Below are 19,581 nucleotides of genomic sequence, written 5' to 3'. Positions count from 1 at the left end.
ATGGCTATACTTCCTCAATGCAGTTACAAAATTCTGGGTTTTTCCCCCGAAATCAGCCCTGCATATCGTCAAAAATTATTGTCTCTCGGTTTATTGCCGGGCTCCGTTTTTAAAGTGGTGCGTTTAGCGCCTTTTGGCGATCCTGTTCAAATAGAAACCCACCGCGTCAGCTTAGTGCTACGCAAAAAGGATCTCGCCCTACTAAACCTTGATGAAGCGCCTACCGCTTAAGTCTTCTTTTTTATTATTGGCAAACACTATGAAACGATTGACTATCGGCTTAATTGGTAACCCCAATGCAGGTAAAACAACTCTTTTTAACCAGCTAACAGGGTCAAGACAACGCGTCGGTAACTGGGCAGGCGTCACGGTTGAGCGCAAAGTTGGCCGCTTCCACACGGATGACCACAAAATTGAGCTTGTCGACCTCCCCGGCACCTACTCCCTCACCACGATTTCTGAGCAAACCTCCCTCGACGAACAAATTGCCTGCTACTTTATTTTAAGTGGTGAAGCCGACATGCTGATTAACGTTGTTGATGCTTCGAACCTTGAGCGTAACCTCTACCTAACACTACAGTTAGTTGAATTAGGCGTGCCATGTATTGTCGCCCTGAATATGTTGGATATTGCCAAAAGCCAACACATTGATATTGATATTGCTGAACTGGAAAAACAACTGGGTTGTCCAGTTATCCCAATGGTTTCAACTCGTGCCACAGGTATCGATAAATTGAAAAAAACCATTGATACTCATCCGCAAAATAACCAAAAAGCCCTTGTTGAATATCCACCACAATTATTACAAGCTGTTGATTCATTGTCTGAACAAATCTCAGCTCAACAATTTAGCCACCAACAACGCCGCTGGTTAGCTTTGCAAATCCTTGAAGGGGATATTTATAGTCGACAACGCGCTGAAATTTCTGACGCGCAATTACAAGTCACTCGCCAGCAGCTCAATGAAACGCTAAATGAAGAGCCTGAACTATTAATTGCCGATGCCCGTTATCAATCCATCGCCACCATCTGCCAAGGGGCGATCAACAATAGCGCAGCTGAACCTAACCGCCTAACGCAATCTCTGGATAAATTTATCCTCAACCGCTGGTTAGGTGTGCCAATTTTCTTGTTTGTGATGTACCTAATGTTCGTCCTTGCCATCAATATTGGTGGCGCTCTGCAACCTTTCTTTGAGGGAGCATCAGAGGCTATATTTATTCATGGTATTCAATGGGTTGGTGCATACTTTAGTTTTCCTGATTGGCTCACTATCTTCTTGGCTCAAGGTGTTGGTGGCGGTATTAACACCGTTCTGCCATTAGTTCCACAAATCGGGATGATGTACCTGTTCCTTTCCATCCTTGAAGACTCAGGCTATATGGCACGTGCGGCTTTCGTGATGGATAGATTAATGCAGGCGCTAGGTTTACCGGGCAAATCCTTTGTGCCATTAATCGTCGGTTTTGGTTGTAACGTCCCGTCGATTATGGGCGCTCGTACCCTTGATGCGCCACGAGAAAGGCTAATTACCGTGCTCATGGCACCATTTATGTCTTGTGGTGCAAGGCTAGCAATCTTTGCGGTATTTTCCGCGGCTTTCTTTGGTAAAAATGGCGCGAGTGTGGTGTTCTCCCTGTATATTTTAGGAATTGTCGTCGCTATCCTCACAGGGCTTTTGCTTAAACACACACTCATGCGTGGTGAAGCATCACCATTTGTGATGGAGTTACCGGTTTACCACGTTCCACACGCTAAAACTTTATTAATTCAAACCTGGCAACGCTTAAAAGGTTTCGTGGTACGCGCGGGTAAAGTCATCGTCGTGGCGAGTATCTTTATTGGTGCCTTAAATAGCTTTTCATTTTCGGGTAAACCTGTTGATAATATTAATGATTCGGCGCTAGCCTCCGTCAGTAAAGTGATCACCCCAGCATTACAGCCTATCGGTGTTCATGCGGATAATTGGCAAGCAACGGTCGGTTTAATCACGGGTGCAATGGCAAAAGAGGTGGTCGTTGGGACACTTAACACTCTTTATACCGCTGAAGCCATTACATCAGAACCCTTCGATGCAGAGTCCTTTAGCTTATGGGATGAACTGGAAGATGCGGTATCTGAAACATGGGACAGTTTAAAAGAAACGTTCACCTTGAGTGCGCTATCAAATCCTATTGAAGCCAGTAAAGGTGATGGGGAAATGGAATCTGGTTCTATGGGCACCATGGCCGCGAAATTTGGTTCCGGTATTGCTGCTTATAGTTACCTGATTTTCGTCCTGCTCTATGTTCCATGTGTGTCGGTGATGGGAGCTATCGCCCGTGAAACCAATAAAAGTTGGATGAGTTTCTCCATCTTTTGGGGGTTGAATGTGGCCTATAGCCTATCAGCACTGTTTTACCAAATCGCCACTTTCCGTGAGCACCCACAAAGTAGCTTAATCACTATTTTGGCTGTCTTGGTGTTTAATATTGCGCTATTCATGCTCCTACGCCGTATGCGTAGCCGCGTGACTTTGAATATTAAAAGTAAAACCGCACAGCAGTGCTCTGGCTGTTCAAACACTGCTTGCCACTAGGCAAATAGACATAAAAGGGCTAAACGATGGTCAGCTTGCTACAAGTGAGAGATTTGATTGCTTTATATGGGCAAGCTGACATCGCGTTACTCAGTGAAAGGCTAAATACTCCTGCACCCATGATAAAAGCAATGGTGGAGAAGTTAGAGAGCCTAGGAAAAATTGAGCAGGTAGATATAAGCGCCTGCTTATCCGGCCCAAGCTGCAAAGGCTGCCCCGAAAGCACTGACTGCGCTCACTTTGTTTATAAGATAAAGTAAGCTGGGCAGATATGTTTGTATGGGTTGATTTTTTACCCGCTGGCTAAAGGGAATGAGGTTTTTATTTTCTTCATTTTTAACTCTAAACGCCCGTACAGGAAAAAGTAACACGGTTAACATTCAATTTTTTATAACCATAGCGCATTGATAATGCTATTCTTTTATCTACATTTGGAAGCGTTATGGAAAATACATCAATCTTTCCAAAATTAATTCCCATAACCGTCTATTCAAGTTCACTGACAAGTGGAGTCCCTAAGTGTTCTTGTAACCAGCGATCCGTCATCACCTGCTCTAAACCAAAGGGAAGCTCATTTGGGAATTTCCACTGATTTCGCGATAGTTCTATCTATTCTGCCAAGCGGCTTTGAAAATCTAGCAGATATTCACAAAACTCATCGGGATGCGAAATAAATGGTGCGTGGGCGCTATTACGCATAATCACGGACGGAGAGTCGGGGTAAAGTTTATCCAATATGGGGACCACCTTGCGAGGCACGAGACCATCGAGGTAACCATAAATGCGTAAGAACGGCACTGGCAGACTTTTCAATTCCTCCCGTAAATCTTCTGTTCGCAACGATTCAAGACCTGCATTTAGCGTTTCCACCGCCGGAATAGGCTGCTCAAGCACCACTGATTTTAAGGTGCGAGCATCGTTGCGAGCGCTTTCAGTTCCTAAGGTTTGTAAGGCCAAAAAACGTTCGACGGTTCGATGAAAGTCGGCGGACAGCTGTTGTTCAAAACCCAATAAAACTTCGGGACGAATACCCGCCCAGTGCTCCTCAGCCTTGAAACAAGGTGACGACGCAACGGTAATCAGCCCTTGAACTTCATCAGGATGATCCAATGCAATACGACTGGCGACTAACCCCCCCAGTGACCACCCTAGCCAAATCGCGTTTTTTGGCCCGTGTTCCCACAAAATATTCGCCATGGATTGAATATTCATGGGCGAAAAACCTTGGCTTCGACCATAACCCGGCAAGTCAACTAAATGAACCCGAAAATGCGAAGCGATTCGAGGAATAATTGTTTGCCAAACATGCCCATTCAGCCCCCATCCATGCAGCAACACAAGATCTTGTTTTCCTTCACCGACAGTCTGCCAATATAACGTTGCCATAGTTACACTCTCTTGGATTATTTCTCAGCCATTATTTTTAACGGAATGTGACTATGCTATCAATGGAAGGGGCATGTTGGCTATGCCATCAATCACTAAAATTAGGTTGCCAAGGCATTTGTAGTTTTTGCCTAAAAAGCTTACCGTCGATGCCAAAGTGCTGCCCACGTTGCGCACTCCCCTGCGAGTCCGCAATGCAACACTGCGGACGCTGCTTGAAGCAGCCTCCCCCTTGGCAGTGTTTAATCACCGTATCACCCTATCAAGCTCCACTACGTAGGCTTATTCATCACTTTAAGTTTCACCAACAATCGCAGCTTGCTTTCCCTTTAGCGCGCATTTTTGTTTTATTTTGGTTACGGGGTTACCGCGAAAATACTTGGCAAAAACCCGATCTGATAATGACTGTCCCGTTGCATCGTCACCGGTTGTGGTGGCGAGGATTTGACCACATGGCATTAATAGGCGAAAATTTATCCCGATGGTTAAATATCCCCTATTCGCGAAATTCATTACTCCGTAGTCGTGATACACTGGCGCAGATTACATTAAAACGTGAACATCGCCGAAAAAACCTAAAGGGAGCGTTTACCTTAGAAACTCGCGTTTCTGGCCTACATATCGCCATTTTGGATGATGTGATTACAACAGGTTCGACAATGAATGCTGCGGCACAATTGTTGATTTGTGCGGGTGCGCGAACTGTTGATGCGTGGTCACTCTGTCGCACCTTGTAGGAAAGGGGTAAATGGGCGTATTATAACCAACTAAAGCAGTCAACTATTATTGAGCAAATGATTATGATTAATATTACTGAAGCAGCACAGGCTCACTTTGCCAAGTTGTTGGAAAACCAAGAGCCAGGAACCCAAATCCGTGTATTTGTCATCAACCCGGGTACACCAACAGCTGAGTGTGGCGTGTCATACTGCCCACCAGGTGCTGTTGAAGCAACAGATAAAGAATTGAAGTTTGAAAAATTATCTGCTTATGTTGATGAAATTAGTGCACCTTTCTTGGAAGAAGCTGAAATTGATTTCGTTACCGACCAATTGGGCTCACAACTAACCCTAAAAGCGCCAAACGCGAAAATGCGCAAAGTCTCTGATGATGCACCATTAATCGAGCGTGTTGAGTACGTTTTACAATCACAAATTAACCCGCAATTAGCTAGCCATGGCGGTCGTGTTTCTCTTATGGAAATCACCGATGACGGCTTTGCTATCTTGCAATTTGGTGGTGGTTGTAACGGTTGTTCAATGGTCGATGTCACCTTAAAAGAAGGTATTGAAAAAGAATTACTGAAAATGTTTGATGGTGAGTTAAAAGGCGTTAAAGACCTAACTGAACACCAACGTGGCGAGCACTCTTTCTACTAATTGCCATGAATATCTGGCACCTGTTTTTCTGTTTACAGGTGCCGAATTTGTCTTTTATCAGGTTTTCCCCTTTATATTCGGTATTTTATGGACCATTTTGAGACACTAACACCAGAACAGGCTTACCAACATTGGTTAGAAAACACGGCCGTACTTGTTGATGTACGTGACCCACAGAGCTTCCGTGCAGGCCACGCCAGCGGTGCTTATCACCTTACCAATGAGTCGCTCAGTCAATTTTTAGAACAAACGGATTATGAACAGCCCGTTATGGTTATGTGCTACCACGGGCACAGCAGCCAAGGGGCGGCACAGTATCTGATCAACATTGGCTATGAATCTGTTTACAGCATTAATGGCGGGTTTGAAGCTTGGTTAAGGGAATATCCACAAGCCGTCACGGCGCTCTAGACGAGAAAATACATTCATGATCCACATCACTTCCTTTGCCAACCCTAGAATGGCGCAAGCTTTTGTTGATTATATGGCGGGGCAAAATATCCATTTAAGCCTTCAGCCCTCCCAAGAACAAGCGCTGTATGAACTTTGGTTGGAAGATGACCAATTTCTAAATCAAGTCCGTCACGAACTTGATATTTTCCTGCAAAACCCAAATGATCCCCGTTACCTTGCTGCCAGTTGGCAAACAGGTAACGCCGATACACAATTTCAATACCGTAATTTTCTCACTTGGGGCTACTTAAAAGAACAATCTGGCCCACTAACAATTGCTGTTATTCTGCTATCGATTGTTGTATATCTTTGGGTAGAAATGACGGGTGCGTTTGAAGTATTACGTTACTTAGCATGGCCGATTGGCGACCAACAATCTGAACTTTGGCGTTGGATAAGCCCCGCGTTTGTACATTTTTCACTGTCGCATATTGGATTTAACCTTGCACTATGGTGGTTTCTGGCAGGCCAAGTTGAACGCAAGCTAGGTACAGGGAAGCTGTTTACTATTTTACTGGTCTCCGCCTTGTTTAGTAACTGGGGGCAATCGTTATTTAGTGAAAATAACTTTGGCGGTCTATCGGGTGTGGTGTATGCCTTAGTCAGCTATGTTTGGCTTACTGGCGAGCGCAACCCAGAGAGCGGCGTGCACGTCCCCCGAGGGTTAATGATTTTCTCAATTATCTGGCTCTTTTTCGGTTACTTCGATATTTTAGGTATGCATATTGCTAATGCCGCACATACTTCAGGGTTAATTATCGGCTTATTGATGGGAGTGTGGGATAATAGGCACAGTTTTATTAAATACCAGAGCTCCAGATAATACATTTTAATAATTAGAGGCTAACGCTGTGAAACAAACCCAGAGACATGATGCAATTGTTGAACTTGTGCGTCTTCAGGGATATGTCAGTACTGAAGAACTGGTCGAGCACTTTGAGGTGAGTCCTCAAACCATCCGACGAGACCTCAATGACCTCGCTGAGCAGAATAAAATTCAGCGGCACCACGGGGGTGCAGCACTGCCTTCAAGCTCCGTAAACGCGGCGTATAATGACCGTAAAATCATGTGGTCAGATGAAAAAGCTCGTATTGCGCAGCATGTCGCTAGCCAAATTCCTGATGGTGCAACACTATTTATTGATATCGGAACGACACCTGAAGCCGTTGCGCATGCGTTAGTTAACCATAAAAACTTGCGGGTAGTGACCAATAACCTTAACGTTGCCACGTTACTGATGCCAAAAGAAGACTTCCGCTTAATTCTAGCGGGGGGCGAAGTGCGTTCACGTGACGGCGGAATTGTTGGTGAAGCGACGCTCGATTTTATCTCTCAATTTAGGTTAGATTACGGCATTCTTGGGATCAGCGGCATTGATATGGATGGCTCATTACTGGAGTTTGATTATCATGAAGTGCGTACGAAACGCGCAATTATTGAGAATTCACGTTGCGTTATGTTGGTCACTGATCACTCTAAATTTGGTCGTAATGCGATGGTTAACCTCGGTAACATGAACTTAATCGACTACCTATTTACCGATAAACAACCACCAGACAGTATCCTCAAAGTGATTGAGCAACATAACGTCCAGCTCGAACTTTGCTAATGAAATCATTATGGTTATGATGGCAGTGTAACGACCTGCCATCACGCTAATGAATATCGTCTTTCATCATAATCCCCTTAACTCTCTTCTGTATTTTTATTCCTCCGCTCGTTGCTAATCATTATTCACTTACAGGTTATACGCACAACAATTCGCATTACAACGCATTGATAAGTGGCGTCAACGACGCGGTGGTGGAAAGAATACCCTATGTAAAATTTGTTATCGATATCACGCAGTTGTTATTTTTATGCATTATTAGTTGGCATACTAATTGAATTTGATTACAATCAAATGAGCGAAAACGAACATTATAGAAAGTGTTTCGAACATCTCAGGGGGATGCATGGAAACTAAAGATTTGATTGTCATCGGCGGCGGGATCAACGGCGCTGGTATTGCAGCTGACGCTGCAGGTCGTGGATTATCGGTATTGCTGCTCGAAGCTCAAGATTTAGCGAGTGCAACCTCATCAGCAAGTTCAAAACTGATCCACGGTGGCTTACGCTACCTAGAGCATTATGAATTTAGATTAGTAAGTGAAGCACTGGCAGAGCGTGAAGTCTTATTGCGACTGGCTCCGCACATTGCATTCCCAATGCGTTTCCGTTTACCACACCAACCGCATTTACGCCCAGCTTGGATGATCCGTATTGGTCTGTTCCTTTATGATCATTTAGGTAAACGTGTCAGTTTGCCGGGTAGCAAGAGCTTAAAATTCAACCAAAATTCGGTATTAAAACCTGAATTAACCAAAGGATTTGAATACTCAGACTGTTGGGTTGATGATGCTCGTTTAGTTGTTCTAAACGCTCAAGAAGTGGTACGTAAGCAAGGTGAAGTTCGTACTCGCACAAAAGTGACTCGCGCTTATCGTGAAAACGGCTTATGGGTGGTTGAAGCACAAGACTTACGTACGGGTGAAACACTCACTTGGCAAGCCAAAGGTCTGGTTAACGCAACTGGACCTTGGGTGAAAGAGTTCTTTGATGATGGCCTGAAATTAAAATCGCCATACGGTATTCGCCTAATCAAAGGTAGCCATATCGTTGTTCCACGTGCTCACGATGAACCACAAGCTTACATCCTACAAAATGAAGATAACCGTATCGTGTTTGTTATTCCGTGGATGGATGAATTTTCAATTATTGGTACGACAGATGTGGAATACAAAGGCGATCCGAAAGACGTCAAAATTGATGATAACGAAGTTAATTATTTACTGAAAGTGTATAACGATCACTTCAAAAAACAGTTAACCGTCAATGACATTGTGTGGGATTACTCAGGAGTTCGTCCGCTATGTGATGATGAGTCAGATTCACCACAAGCGATTACCCGTGACTACACTTTAGATATTCACGATGAGCAAGGCCAAGCCCCATTACTGTCTGTATTCGGTGGTAAACTAACCACTTACCGTAAATTAGCGGAAGCCGCGGTCAATAAACTGGCGGCCTACTACCCGCATGCAAGTGGCCCGTGGACCAAAAATGGTCAATTGCCGGGTGGTGATATCGAAGGTTGTGATCGTGATGGCTATTCACGTGTATTACGCCAACATTATCAATGGCTTCCTGAAGGTTTAGCACTGCGTTACGCCAGAACTTACGGCAGTAACAGTAAGCTAATTTTGGAAGGCGCGAATTCGCTCAGCGATCTCGGTGAAGCGTTCGGTGCGAATGTTTATGAAGCTGAATTACGCTACTTAGTGAAAAATGAGTGGGTAACAGAATTAGATGATGCCATCTGGCGTCGTACTAAATTGGGCATGTGGCTGAATGAAGAAGAAAAACAGCGCATCGCACAATGGTTGTCAGAGCACACCTCTGCATAATCTTGAAAATCTCGTTGTTGTTAGTAAAAAGGCCAATCAATATTACGTTGATTGGCCTTTTCAAACATTCAAGGCCTACTTTCCAATGCTGACTCGATATTTTAGGGTTTCGCCATTGTCGCACTCAATTTAGGACATTCTCCAAACTAATGGGTTGATTAGATCGCTTATTTTTGCCTATACTAGTTTTACTCTCTTTATCACTAAACCTAGCAGGTACTCCCTACGATGAATTAAGCACTGCCAGAAAATATTTTCCAATACCACACGGGTATTCATTTTTCTGTTCCTGGCAGGCAACGCTATTCATCGACACGTCTTGATAAGTCAACCACGTTGTCTGCACCCTTTATTTTTGGAGGTGCCGATGACAATTGCTTGTCACTTTTCACAATTGAATATCGAATTCAACCAAGTCGCCCTATTTCCGCCATTAAACGGGACACTGTCGTGCCAAAAAAATGCCTTAATTGGTCATAATGGGCGGGGCAAATCAGTATTGATGCGACTGCTTGCCCAAGTATTACCACCGACACAAGGAAATGTGCATTGGAACATACCATTTACCTATGTTGATCAGCTAACCCGCCTAACAGGGGAAACGCTTATTGATGCTTTAGGCATTACGCAACTCTATCATGCTTTTTCGCGTATTGAGGCTGGTGGTGGTTCACCATCCGATTTTGAGTTGGTAGACGATAAATGGCACTTACCTTCACAATGGCAGAGTCTGTTAGACTCCGCTCGATTGCCCATTTCGATGGAAACCCCTATCGCCCATCTCAGTGGTGGTGAACGTACACGCCTTGCGTTATGTCGAGCGTTCTTACAGCAAGATAAATTTTTACTGCTTGATGAGCCAGATAACCATTTAGACGCAACAAGCCGCCAATGGCTAAGCCAAAAGCTGACGGAGCACCGTGCCGGCAGTCTGGTTATCTCCCATAATCGAGCGCTATTAGGTGAGATGACGACTATTTTTGAACTCAGCGAGAAAGGGTTGCAGGAGTACGGGGGAAATTATGCGTTGTATGATTCGCAAAAAAGTGTCGAGATTGCCGCCATAGAAGCACAGGCTGAACGTATAGAAAAACGTATCAACCAAGAGAAAAAACAGCAACAAGCTACCTTACAAAAAGCCGCTCAACGCAAAAAACAAGGGGAGAAGATCCGCTATGGCGGATCTCAATCTTTATTGCTATTGGATATGCAAAAAAATCGCGCGGAAAAAAGGCAATCCAATATCGCAGAGCGTCATCAACGCGTAATGGATAACCTACAAAACCAGCAACAAGAAAACCAAGAGAAAATGCACTATACCAAACAACAAAAAATGGTCATTTCCTACCAGAGTGAAGGGAAAAAAGTGACCGTTTTTGCGGCGGATCTTCGCTTGCCCTATGGTTATTTATCGCCACTGTCATTCACCATATACAGTGGAGAGCATTGGCATATCCAAGGTGATAATGGTTGCGGAAAATCCACTTTGCTTAAGGTACTTGCTGGGCACCTTCAAGCCCAATCAGGGGAGTTCCGCTTAAGCGGGCATTTTTGCTATTTAGACCAACACCTAAACTTGCTCGATAAAACACAACCTGTGAGTGAAGCTTTACATCAATACCAGCCCTCATTCACCGTTGAACAGTGGCGTACACAACTTGGTATGTTACGCATTCGAGGTGATAAGTCTTTACAGCCACTACAACAATTGAGTGGGGGAGAGCAACTCAAAGCCACGTTATTAGCGCTGACCCATAGCCCGAACCCGCCAGCAATATTGTTACTCGACGAACCTGATAATCATTTGGATTTAGAGTCAAAGCAATTACTTGAGGATCTATTAAATGATTACCAAGGTACATTGCTACTGGTTTCCCATGATGATGCCTTTGTTAAGCGCTGTAATATTACCCATACGTTAGATCTTTCTAGTTAATAGCTTGGTTAGCCATCTTCTTTGAAGGTGGCTAATATTTAGCCAATAAAGGTATTTTTGACGCGACTAGAGACTAAAAAATAGGGAATCCACAACACACAATAAAAGCTGCCGTTAATCACCGTGATAATATTGGAATAATTAATTTCCATACCAAATACATAAGGAAATACAAAGCGCGCAACAAACACCATCAGGGTATATGACAGCATGGTGATGATAAACCACCACTTCGTCCTTTTTTTCCGTTTAATTGCCGCAATAAAGGTCCACAACAATAATGCAATGAGCACCCCATAACTGGTTTGTAACAGGTAATAGGCTGTTGAAAAACCTGGCACATAGAAGTCAGAAGCGACGTTTGTCGCCAATGGCCAAACCGTTTCCACTTGGGAAATTTCTTGTATCATCATCGTAACCATTTTGTACAACATGTAAAACAGCCCGATAATTGGCCACATCAACCACCCCCCTAATCCTTCAGGCACTTTTTCCGCCATAGGTTGTGGCACGACTTGAGCGGCAACCTGCTCTAATTGAACGGTTGATTGAGGATTCTCCATTTAACGAACCTTTTTATCCTGTATTTTTTCTTCAATAAAATTCTTAAGTACAATTGCTTGATTATGCTCTGTATTTTTGGCGCTATACAGTAGCGTTAAATTGCCTTGCTGAGCCTGCTCAACTAACACTTGCCACGCTTTGCTGTGGTTCAATTCTTCGTGATATTGCTGTACAAATTGCTCAAATTGGTCTGTGTGTTGATGAAACCATTTACGTAATTCATTAGAGGGAGCGACCTCTTTATGCCACGCGTCACACTGCAAATCGGTTTTTTTTATCCCTCTTGGCCATAACCTATCGACTAATACACGGTAGCCATCATCCTTGGTTGCAGGATCATACACTCTTTTGCAATAAATCATCATTTCACCTCTATGATGGTATTTAATTCACAAATGTATTTTTCACACGCTTAGAAACCAAAAAGTAAGGTATCCAAATTGCACAGCCAATAAGCGCTCGCAAAATGTCGCGAATGTCTGACGCCTCAACATCTAAATCTAATAATAACCCTGCCAGTATAATATCTGAAACTGTCAATCCTAAAGCAAATAGCTGGAAGAAAATATAAATTTTGATAGTGAGTTTTTTCTTCGTAAAAAAGACATAACACAAAAAAAGCAATAAAGCGTATAAGATCACATTCCCTAAAAGCTCAAAATAAATAAGCTCTTTAAATAAAGGAATAAATGTATCGGATTGCGGGTTGGTTAGCTCATCCCAATACTCAATAACCTGAATATTTTGCCCATAAATTGCAAATGGAAGAAAAATAACGGACAACACAATCCCTAGCATGGGGAAAATCAGCCAACCACCAATCCCTGTTAATTCGGGGGCTGATTTAGCAGGATTTGGAGTGTTATGAGATGAACTGCTATCTTCAGTTTTCATTTCACTTCCTTATTAAATAGTAAACACCATGTCATTTACGCAATTATCAGCTCAATCAAGATAACATACTTATTCTCTAAAATATGAGTTACCTAATGTGCCAATACACAATATATTGTGATTAAAGAAAAATCTTATAAGGTCATCATAATGCAAACATTCACTGTTAATTTACCGCTCCCACAACCTTATCGGGCTGATGATTTTTTTGCCTTTCATTTAAGAGATCAACAAAATGTCGCTGAAATTGTTACTAATAATTGTTTGCATAAAGGCTTAATTTGGCAAAATCACCCTGCCAAAATTCAGTTAGCCATTAAGAACTTGAATGCCACGGTTTCTCTGGAGGTTGATCACGCCAATATTGCGCCAACAGAGGCAGAACTTAGCGCTCTTGGAAAACATTTATTGGGTTTAAACCAGCCTGTTAATCAATTTGAACAACACTATCTCACAGATCCGGTACTTGGCAAACTCATTGAAAGGCAAAGGGGACTGCGCATTTATCAATCCTCTAGTGCCTTTGAAGCCTTAGTATGGGCAATTATTGGACAGCAAATTAGTGTCCATGCTGCTATCGCCATCCGCCGACGCTTTATTCAAGCGGTAGGCATGCAGCACTCATCGAAAATTTGGTGTTTTCCTGATATTCAACAAGTGAGTTTAGTTAGTGATGAGACTCTCAGGGAAACAGGATTTTCGTTAGGGAAAATTATTGCGCTCAGAGCACTATGTGAGGCGATAGAGAACCAACAGATTGATTTATCACAACAAGTGAACCATGAGAACGCCGATTTGATCACCGAACAGTTATTAAAAATTAAAGGGATTGGTCCTTGGACCGTCAGCTATGCGCTATTGCGTGGTTTCAATTATTTGGATGGCTCTTTGCATGGAGATGTCGCTGTTAGGCGCAACTTACAGACCCTACTTGTTAAACAGGAACAACCAACAGCCAAAGAGACTGAAAAATGGTTGTTGCAGTATTCCCCATGGAGAGCTTTGGTTGCAGCTCATTTATGGCGGAGTCAATCTGCGGCTGGGTATTAGTTCAGGTTATTACCTGATTTGATAGACTTGAACCGTATGATTTATTAGGTGACTGTCTAAACTTTTTTGTCGGATAATAAATATGGACAATTTTAATTTCGGAGCCTATAACTTACCCCTTGCTCAAGGTAATATATTTGATAATGATGAGCTTCCTAGCGACGCCTCCCCAGTATGGCATCTTATAAAAGAATGGTTCCCTTTAAAAGCGGAGCCTCTTGCCTATCAATGTCTCGATAAATTTTTTCATGGCGAACAATTAATGTCAGAGCCTGAACAGCTTGAGAACTTTTTGACATTAAGATTATTAGCCTCGCCAGGACATCAAAATCACTTTATGACCGAATATGTCGAGAGTATAGAGGCGGCAGAATGCACTCTAACAAGTTCTCGCCATAATTTCGTTGAAGTTGCAATTATCCCGTTAAGTAAAGCCGAATATCATGCCATACTGGCACAATATTCTGAAAAAAATGAATAGATTGACAGTTAAGTTAAGGGAAAGCCCAATCATTGGGGCTGTTTATCTTTGCTGCTGATTTTTACCGCTAAAAAAGGTCAAGAAACCATCAAAAAAAATGGATAAATGACTCTGTCGTGCTAACTGACGACAATTTGAATCAACTATTGTCCTAAACGCTGCCTTACGGGTTCGATTAAAGCACGTTTTACTCATTTGATGCTGCGTTGAGAGGCTCTTGCCGAGTTCACTCGGCAGCGAACCTCCCCCCTTGCCTAAAATGGCTTTAATTCGAATAAAAATTGACCATCAAAGATAAACAGCCCCTAATGAAAGACTTCAATTAGATTGGGCTCATTAATGATTAACTGCTATGCATTATTGACATAAATCGTATTAACGCAGCCAGTTAGTTTTCACTAATTGCACCACTTCATCACCACGCCCACTCATAATGGCTTTTAGCATATATAAGCTAAAGCCTTTGGCTTCTTGCGCCTCAATTTCTGGCGGCATCGACAGCTCTTGTTTTGCCGTTAAGACATCCACAACCACAGGGCCATCGTGAGCAAAAGCTTCTTTAAGTGCACCGTCGAGATCTTCACTTTTTTCGACACGGATCCCCTTAATACCCGCAGCATTCGCAATCGCTGCAAAATTCGGGTTATGTAAATCCGTTCCTGCCGTTAGGAAACCTGCGACTTTCATTTCCATCGCCACAAAACCTAGTACGCCATTGTTGTGGATGATAATTTTCACAGGTAATTGCATTTGTGATAGGGAAATAAAATCCCCCATTAGCATACTAAACCCACCATCACCACACATGGCAACCACTTGACGTTTTTTATCAACCGCTTGAGCCCCAATCGCTTGCGGCATCGCATTCGCCATAGAACCGTGGTTAAACGAACCAATTAAACGGCGTTTACCATTCATTTTCAGGTATCGTGCAGCCCATACCGTTGGCGTACCGACATCACAAGTAAAAATAGCATCATCATCTGCCAATTCACTAATTTTAGTCGCCAGATACTGCGGATGGATGAGCCCTTCATGACCCGGTTTTGCAAGATCATCTAACCCTTTACGGGCTTCTGCATAATGTTTTAGGGCACTTTCAAGGTGCTTATTATCTTGTTTAGTTTGCAGGTGCGGCTGCAAAGCATCGAGAGTGGCTTTAATATCACCAATCAGTCCCATATCGATATGGCAATGAGAACCTAAGCTTCCTGCATTAATATCAATTTGGATAATTTTTGCATCATTTGGATAAAAAGGACGGTATGGGAATTGCGTTCCTAATAAAACGACCGTATCAGCGTTCATCATCGCATGGTAGCCCGATGAAAAACCAATTAAACCTGTCATTCCAACGCTGTACGGATTATCCCATTCAATATGTTCTTTACCTCGTAGTGCATGTACCACGGGCGCTTTTAGTGTTTCTGCCAGTTTGATCACTTCATCGTGTGCGCCGGCACAGCCATTACCGCAGAATAATGTCACATTTTTGGCTTCATTCAGGGCTTGTGCTAATCGTTCAATTTCAGCACGCTGTGGCATAATCAATGGCGCTTGTGGCTGATACCATGTCTCTTTGGCGCTCTCTGGTGCCTCTTTTAATGCAATATCACCCGGAATAACGACAACAGAAACCCCTTTGTTCAAGATGGCTTTACGCATTGCAATGCCTAGCACTTGCGGGATCTGCTCTGGGTTTGACACCATTTCGCAGTAGTGGCTGCATTCACGAAATAGTTCTGTAGGATGCGTTTCTTGAAAATAATTACTGCCAATTTCACTTGATGGGATATGTGCTGCAATCGCTAATACCGGCACTCGGTTACGGTGGCAGTCATATAATCCGTTGATAAGGTGCATATTTCCCGGCCCACAAGACCCCGCACAAACCGCTAGTTTTCCGGTAAGCTGAGCCTCTGAGCCCGCAGCAAATGCCGCAACTTCCTCATGACGAGTGCCTAACCATTCAATTGCCCCTTGTCGGCGCAAGCTGTCGGTTAAGCCATTTAATGAATCTCCAGTAACGCCCCAAATACGTTTAACGCCTGCATTATCAAGTACTTTCGCAATATAGGATGCAACACTCTGTTTTTTCATAATGGCACTCTTCTCCGTCGGAGGTCATACGCCCTCTATTTTTGTGAGTAAAAAATATAAGGGTATTGATTTATAAATACCCAGTAAGATCCTGATTAAATCTCACTGCACACGTTGATTATCAAACTTATTTGCACTAATTTATTTGATTGTAACCAAGTCAATTATTCATTCCTACTTATCAAATCCATTATAAAAAAGAACGACACAATCCTCCGTTATTATCAAAAGAAGATAGTAATAACGGAATAAATCAAGCATTTATTTTTATACTCACATTGGAAATAAGCGCATCGTAAAAAGATTAGCGTGAATAGCTAATCGATTTAGGCATGATGAACTTATAATTTCCACAACAAAACACTGGTTTGATACCCCGAGCTAAATGACCAAAATACAATAAGGTCCCCATCATAAAGCAAACCTTTTTTTAAACGGCTTTCATAAGCGATAAAAGGGCTATTTCCCCCTGTATAGCCATATTCATCACCTATATATTCAATCTGCTCCCAAGAAAGGTTTAATGCATTTTTAATTGCTTCAATATAACTTTTTGATAATTGAGAAAAGAAAAAACAAGATACATCACTCAATTTTAGAAGATGTTTTTTCAACTGACATTGAATAGCTTCTATTGCAAAGGAGACACAAGGTTCCCCGCTAAAATTACCCCAGTAAAATTTTTCAGATTGCATATTCTGGCTACGAGATAGCCCATGATGTGGAAATACAATCGTATCTGCGTACTGACTATCTGTATAATAGAGACTATCAATGAACCCGGCCCCTGAATGGTCCTCGGCTTTTTCTAATATCATTGCAACCGCCGCATCGCCAAATAAAACCTCCGGAAAAAACGTTTGTGGGTTTGCATAACGCGAAATTTGATCTGCTGAGATAATCAACGCCCTACGATAAGAGGCTTTGAAGTTTAGCATCATGGTTGCCTGTTCAAGAACAGCCAGCATACTTAAACAGTTTAAATTCATATCAATGCAAACACAGCTATGTTTAATATTGAATTTTCGATGAATTAATAATGCGTGAGTTGGCGATAAATATTCTACTGTTGTCGAGGCGAAAATAATAATATCAATATTACTATCATTCACTATCGGTTCTGCTGCATTAAACGCCATAGTTAACACATTTTCATTTTCAAGGTCAGACACATAGCGCTGTCTCTTACCAAATAATTCAAATAGATTATTAATATTTTTGATATTCGTATGTTTTTTGATGAAATAATCATTACACCTGATATTTGAGGGATGATACACATTAATTGCGGATATTTTCACTGGCATATTCATATGTTTTCTCCTTCTGCTTACAAATTATTTAGCATAGAAGGGTTTAGAAAAAATAAAATATAACCAAATGATTATTAAGATTTTTATAGTTACACACTTAAGATATTTACCTGAAATATTATCAACACAATAACATATTGATATAAACCTAACACCCTGAAATAAAACGCTGAAAATTCGTTTTATTTGGAATGAAAAGCCAAGCATTTTACATTTGCGCGATATTAATGTATTATTGATAACCTATTTGATTATACCAAGGTGGTTATTTTGCTTTATTTACAACAAGAACACTCCCTGTTTTTTCCTCTATTTCTGCTGTATTGCCCCATTATTTAACGTCACTGTCAGTATTAAAAACTTATCAAAAATTCATACAACGACTATTCTAAATAATAAGACTCACAGTTTGTTCTAGTATGAAAATCCACACCTTAAATGCGATTAATCTCGTTGTTGAAATTCAAATAAGAGGATGGTTTCATGAAATTCAAGAAGAAAAAAGAAAAACCGTTAAATATCAATGATATTACAATTATTGATGACGGAAAATTAAAAAAGGCAATTACCGCTGCTTCACTGGGTAATGCGATGGAATGGTTTGACTTTGGTGTATACGGCTTCTTAGCCTACGTCCTAGGTCAAGTATTCTTTCCAGACGCATCACCGAGCGTTCAGATGATTGCTGCACTTGCTACCTTCTCAGTGCCTTTCCTTGTTAGGCCATTAGGAGGCGTGATCTTTGGTATCTTAGGTGATAAATATGGTCGACAAAAAGTCTTGTCAATGACCATTATTATCATGGCGGTCAGTACCTTCAGTATTGGTTTGATCCCGTCATATGAAACCATCGGAATCTGGGCACCCATCTTATTATTGATTGCCAAATTGGCCCAAGGTTTCTCCGTCGGAGGGGAATATTCAGGAGCTGCAATCTTTGTTGCCGAATATTCACCAGACCGTAAACGTGGCTTTATGGGAAGTTGGTTAGATTTTGGTTCCATTGCTGGTTTCGTATTGGGTGCTGGTGTTGTTGTGCTGATTTCCAGTATCGTTGGAGAGGCGAATTTCCATGATTGGGGATGGAGAATTCCGTTCTTCTTAGCCTTACCTTTAGGGATCATTGGGTTATATCTGCGTCATTCCCTTGAAGAAACGCCCGCTTTCCAACAGCATGTTGAAACACTGGAAAAACAAGATAAAGCGAATATTCAAAATCCCCCCAAAGTTTCAGTACGTGAAGTCGCGTCTAAGTATTGGAAAAGCTTATTAATTTGTGTGGGCTTAGTTATTGCAACTAACGTCACGTATTACATGTTGCTGACTTACATGCCAAGTTATTTGTCGCATAACCTGAATTATTCAACTGACCATGGTGTGCTTATCATTATCGCTATTATGATCGGGATGCTATTTGTTCAGCCCGTAATTGGCTTAACCAGTGACAAAATTGGCCGTCGCCCATTTGTCATTATCGGTAGCGTCGGTTTAGTGTTGCTTGCTTACCCTGCCTTTATGCTAATTAACAGCGGTTCTGTTGGCTTAATTTTTGTTGGGTTACTGATCCTCGCGGTATTGTTGAACTGTTTTACTGGGGTAATGGCATCAATTTTACCCGCAATTTTCCCAACACATATCCGTTACAGTGCCTTGGCGATCGCCTTTAATATCTCGGTATTAATCGCAGGTGCAACCCCCACTGTTGCAGCATGGTTAGTAGAATCGACCACCGATTTATATATGCCAGCCTATTACTTGATGGTGATTGCATTAATTGGTTTATACACCGGGATCCGCATGCCAGAAACGGCCAATAAACCGTTACGTGGTGCGACACCCGCAGCATCAGATAAAGCGGAAGCAAAAGAAATTTTAAGTGAGCACTTTGACAATATTGAGCAAAGAGTTGAAGATATTGACCAACAAATTGCTGAACTGGAGAAAAAGCGCCAGTCGTTAATTAATCAGCACCCTAAATTAGATTAACTCCAAGGAGGAAA

20 protein-coding genes are annotated in these 19,581 nt (G+C 42.2%); 13 read left to right on the top strand and 7 right to left on the bottom strand.

The window, feature by feature from the left end; genetic code table 11:
* From feoA to AB6N04_RS17745, 3 genes are read left to right on the top strand one after another with little or no spacing between them, the layout of a single operon-like run.
* Window positions 1-231 carry a ferrous iron transporter A gene (gene feoA / locus AB6N04_RS17755; RefSeq protein WP_047756225.1) on the top strand — a complete coding sequence of 77 codons (231 nt, stop codon included), beginning with the start codon at window positions 1-3 and terminating at the stop codon, window positions 229-231.
* 28 nt (window positions 232-259) lie between these two features.
* Window positions 260-2,578 carry a Fe(2+) transporter permease subunit FeoB gene (feoB, locus tag AB6N04_RS17750; RefSeq protein WP_369309555.1) on the top strand — a complete coding sequence of 773 codons (2,319 nt, stop codon included), beginning with the start codon at window positions 260-262 and terminating at the stop codon, window positions 2,576-2,578.
* Between the two features lie 26 nt (window positions 2,579-2,604).
* Window positions 2,605-2,838: a FeoC-like transcriptional regulator gene (locus AB6N04_RS17745; RefSeq protein ID WP_369309554.1), complete on the top strand. Its 234-nt coding sequence runs from the start codon at window positions 2,605-2,607 to the stop codon at window positions 2,836-2,838.
* Between the two features lie 226 nt (window positions 2,839-3,064).
* Here AB6N04_RS17745 and AB6N04_RS17740 read toward each other — a convergent pair whose 3' ends face one another.
* Together AB6N04_RS17740 and bioH are read right to left on the bottom strand one after the other, a co-directional pair.
* Window positions 3,065-3,187, bottom strand: coding sequence for a DUF6392 family protein (locus AB6N04_RS17740; protein ID WP_369312169.1), 123 nt, complete (start codon window positions 3,185-3,187; stop codon window positions 3,065-3,067).
* A complete protein-coding gene (gene bioH / locus AB6N04_RS17735) occupies window positions 3,188-3,964 on the bottom strand; it encodes a pimeloyl-ACP methyl ester esterase BioH (protein ID WP_369309553.1) in 777 nt (258 codons plus the stop codon). It abuts the gene before it with no gap.
* 53 nt (window positions 3,965-4,017) lie between these two features.
* On the opposite strand from bioH, the gene AB6N04_RS17730 reads away from it, so the two are divergent.
* The 7 genes from AB6N04_RS17730 (at window position 4,018) to AB6N04_RS17700 (ending at window position 11,179) form a co-directional block, all read left to right on the top strand.
* Window positions 4,018-4,701 carry a DNA utilization protein GntX gene (locus AB6N04_RS17730; RefSeq protein ID WP_369309552.1) on the top strand — a complete coding sequence of 228 codons (684 nt, stop codon included), beginning with the start codon at window positions 4,018-4,020 and terminating at the stop codon, window positions 4,699-4,701.
* A 63-nt stretch (window positions 4,702-4,764) separates the two neighbouring features.
* A complete protein-coding gene (gene nfuA / locus AB6N04_RS17725) occupies window positions 4,765-5,343 on the top strand; it encodes a Fe-S biogenesis protein NfuA (protein ID WP_369309551.1) in 579 nt (192 codons plus the stop codon).
* A gap of 87 nt (window positions 5,344-5,430) precedes the next feature.
* Window positions 5,431-5,754: a thiosulfate sulfurtransferase GlpE gene (gene glpE / locus AB6N04_RS17720; RefSeq protein WP_369309550.1), complete on the top strand. Its 324-nt coding sequence runs from the start codon at window positions 5,431-5,433 to the stop codon at window positions 5,752-5,754.
* A gap of 16 nt (window positions 5,755-5,770) precedes the next feature.
* A complete protein-coding gene (glpG, locus tag AB6N04_RS17715) occupies window positions 5,771-6,619 on the top strand; it encodes a rhomboid family intramembrane serine protease GlpG (protein ID WP_369309549.1) in 849 nt (282 codons plus the stop codon).
* Window positions 6,620-6,647: 28 nt separating this feature from the next.
* Window positions 6,648-7,406, top strand: a complete 759-nt coding sequence (locus AB6N04_RS17710) for a DeoR/GlpR family transcriptional regulator (RefSeq protein WP_004262881.1) — start codon at window positions 6,648-6,650, stop codon at window positions 7,404-7,406.
* A 346-nt stretch (window positions 7,407-7,752) separates the two neighbouring features.
* On the top strand, window positions 7,753-9,243 hold the full coding sequence (gene glpD / locus AB6N04_RS17705; RefSeq protein WP_369309548.1) for a glycerol-3-phosphate dehydrogenase: 1,491 nt from the start codon (window positions 7,753-7,755) through the stop codon (window positions 9,241-9,243).
* Window positions 9,244-9,610: 367 nt separating this feature from the next.
* Complete coding sequence (locus AB6N04_RS17700) at window positions 9,611-11,179, top strand: ATP-binding cassette domain-containing protein (RefSeq protein WP_369309547.1); 1,569 nt, start codon at window positions 9,611-9,613, stop codon at window positions 11,177-11,179.
* Window positions 11,180-11,217: 38 nt separating this feature from the next.
* Here AB6N04_RS17700 and AB6N04_RS17695 read toward each other — a convergent pair whose 3' ends face one another.
* Genes AB6N04_RS17695 through AB6N04_RS17685 form a run of 3 tightly spaced genes read right to left on the bottom strand, consistent with a single transcriptional unit; the run spans window position 11,218 to window position 12,637 of the window.
* Window positions 11,218-11,742 carry a DUF2569 family protein gene (locus tag AB6N04_RS17695; RefSeq protein WP_369309546.1) on the bottom strand — a complete coding sequence of 175 codons (525 nt, stop codon included), beginning with the start codon at window positions 11,740-11,742 and terminating at the stop codon, window positions 11,218-11,220.
* Entirely contained in the window at window positions 11,743-12,105 is a 363-nt protein-coding gene (locus AB6N04_RS17690; RefSeq protein WP_369312167.1) for a DUF488 domain-containing protein, read from the bottom strand. It lies immediately after the preceding gene.
* A 22-nt stretch (window positions 12,106-12,127) separates the two neighbouring features.
* Window positions 12,128-12,637, bottom strand: coding sequence for a DUF2569 domain-containing protein (locus AB6N04_RS17685; RefSeq protein WP_369309545.1), 510 nt, complete (start codon window positions 12,635-12,637; stop codon window positions 12,128-12,130).
* Window positions 12,638-12,787: 150 nt separating this feature from the next.
* Between AB6N04_RS17685 and AB6N04_RS17680 the strand changes: the two genes are divergently transcribed.
* A complete protein-coding gene (locus AB6N04_RS17680) occupies window positions 12,788-13,687 on the top strand; it encodes a DNA-3-methyladenine glycosylase (protein WP_369309544.1) in 900 nt (299 codons plus the stop codon).
* Between the two features lie 82 nt (window positions 13,688-13,769).
* Window positions 13,770-14,168: a hypothetical protein gene (locus AB6N04_RS17675; protein ID WP_369309543.1), complete on the top strand. Its 399-nt coding sequence runs from the start codon at window positions 13,770-13,772 to the stop codon at window positions 14,166-14,168.
* A 375-nt stretch (window positions 14,169-14,543) separates the two neighbouring features.
* On the opposite strand, the gene poxB is transcribed toward AB6N04_RS17675, so the two are convergent.
* Both poxB and AB6N04_RS17665 read right to left on the bottom strand, forming a co-directional pair.
* Window positions 14,544-16,268 (bottom strand): ubiquinone-dependent pyruvate dehydrogenase, encoded by a 1,725-nt coding sequence (poxB, locus tag AB6N04_RS17670; RefSeq protein ID WP_369309542.1) that lies wholly within the window; start codon window positions 16,266-16,268, stop codon window positions 14,544-14,546.
* A gap of 341 nt (window positions 16,269-16,609) precedes the next feature.
* Entirely contained in the window at window positions 16,610-17,581 is a 972-nt protein-coding gene (locus AB6N04_RS17665) for a 3-oxoacyl-[acyl-carrier-protein] synthase III C-terminal domain-containing protein (RefSeq protein ID WP_369309541.1), read from the bottom strand.
* A gap of 483 nt (window positions 17,582-18,064) precedes the next feature.
* On the opposite strand from AB6N04_RS17665, the gene proP reads away from it, so the two are divergent.
* Window positions 18,065-19,567, top strand: coding sequence for a glycine betaine/L-proline transporter ProP (gene proP, locus AB6N04_RS17660; RefSeq protein ID WP_369309540.1), 1,503 nt, complete (start codon window positions 18,065-18,067; stop codon window positions 19,565-19,567).
* Window positions 19,568-19,581 lie beyond the last annotated feature (14 nt).

Origin of the sequence: Providencia rettgeri (assembly GCF_041075285.1) — a bacterium.
Classification (GTDB): Bacteria; Pseudomonadota; Gammaproteobacteria; order Enterobacterales; family Enterobacteriaceae; genus Providencia; species Providencia rettgeri_G.
Note: the sequence above shows the minus strand (reverse complement) of the source record. Positions and strands in the feature narration are given on the sequence as shown.

Coding starts and splice junctions, on each gene's coding strand:
- feoB (WP_369309555.1), top strand. CDS start 260: ATGAAACGATTGACTATCGGCTTAATTGGTAACCCCAATGCAGGTAAA.
- poxB (WP_369309542.1), bottom strand. CDS start 16,268: ATGAAAAAACAGAGTGTTGCATCCTATATTGCGAAAGTACTTGATAAT.
- AB6N04_RS17675 (WP_369309543.1), top strand. CDS start 13,770: ATGGACAATTTTAATTTCGGAGCCTATAACTTACCCCTTGCTCAAGGT.
- AB6N04_RS17680 (WP_369309544.1), top strand. CDS start 12,788: ATGCAAACATTCACTGTTAATTTACCGCTCCCACAACCTTATCGGGCT.
- AB6N04_RS17690 (WP_369312167.1), bottom strand. CDS start 12,105: ATGATTTATTGCAAAAGAGTGTATGATCCTGCAACCAAGGATGATGGC.
- proP (WP_369309540.1), top strand. CDS start 18,065: ATGAAATTCAAGAAGAAAAAAGAAAAACCGTTAAATATCAATGATATT.
- glpG (WP_369309549.1), top strand. CDS start 5,771: ATGATCCACATCACTTCCTTTGCCAACCCTAGAATGGCGCAAGCTTTT.
- bioH (WP_369309553.1), bottom strand. CDS start 3,964: ATGGCAACGTTATATTGGCAGACTGTCGGTGAAGGAAAACAAGATCTT.
- nfuA (WP_369309551.1), top strand. CDS start 4,765: ATGATTAATATTACTGAAGCAGCACAGGCTCACTTTGCCAAGTTGTTG.
- glpE (WP_369309550.1), top strand. CDS start 5,431: ATGGACCATTTTGAGACACTAACACCAGAACAGGCTTACCAACATTGG.
- AB6N04_RS17730 (WP_369309552.1), top strand. CDS start 4,018: ATGCTATCAATGGAAGGGGCATGTTGGCTATGCCATCAATCACTAAAA.
- feoA (WP_047756225.1), top strand. CDS start 1: ATGGCTATACTTCCTCAATGCAGTTACAAAATTCTGGGTTTTTCCCCC.
- AB6N04_RS17700 (WP_369309547.1), top strand. CDS start 9,611: ATGACAATTGCTTGTCACTTTTCACAATTGAATATCGAATTCAACCAA.
- AB6N04_RS17695 (WP_369309546.1), bottom strand. CDS start 11,742: ATGGAGAATCCTCAATCAACCGTTCAATTAGAGCAGGTTGCCGCTCAA.
- glpD (WP_369309548.1), top strand. CDS start 7,753: ATGGAAACTAAAGATTTGATTGTCATCGGCGGCGGGATCAACGGCGCT.
- AB6N04_RS17685 (WP_369309545.1), bottom strand. CDS start 12,637: ATGAAAACTGAAGATAGCAGTTCATCTCATAACACTCCAAATCCTGCT.
- AB6N04_RS17665 (WP_369309541.1), bottom strand. CDS start 17,581: ATGAATATGCCAGTGAAAATATCCGCAATTAATGTGTATCATCCCTCA.
- AB6N04_RS17745 (WP_369309554.1), top strand. CDS start 2,605: ATGGTCAGCTTGCTACAAGTGAGAGATTTGATTGCTTTATATGGGCAA.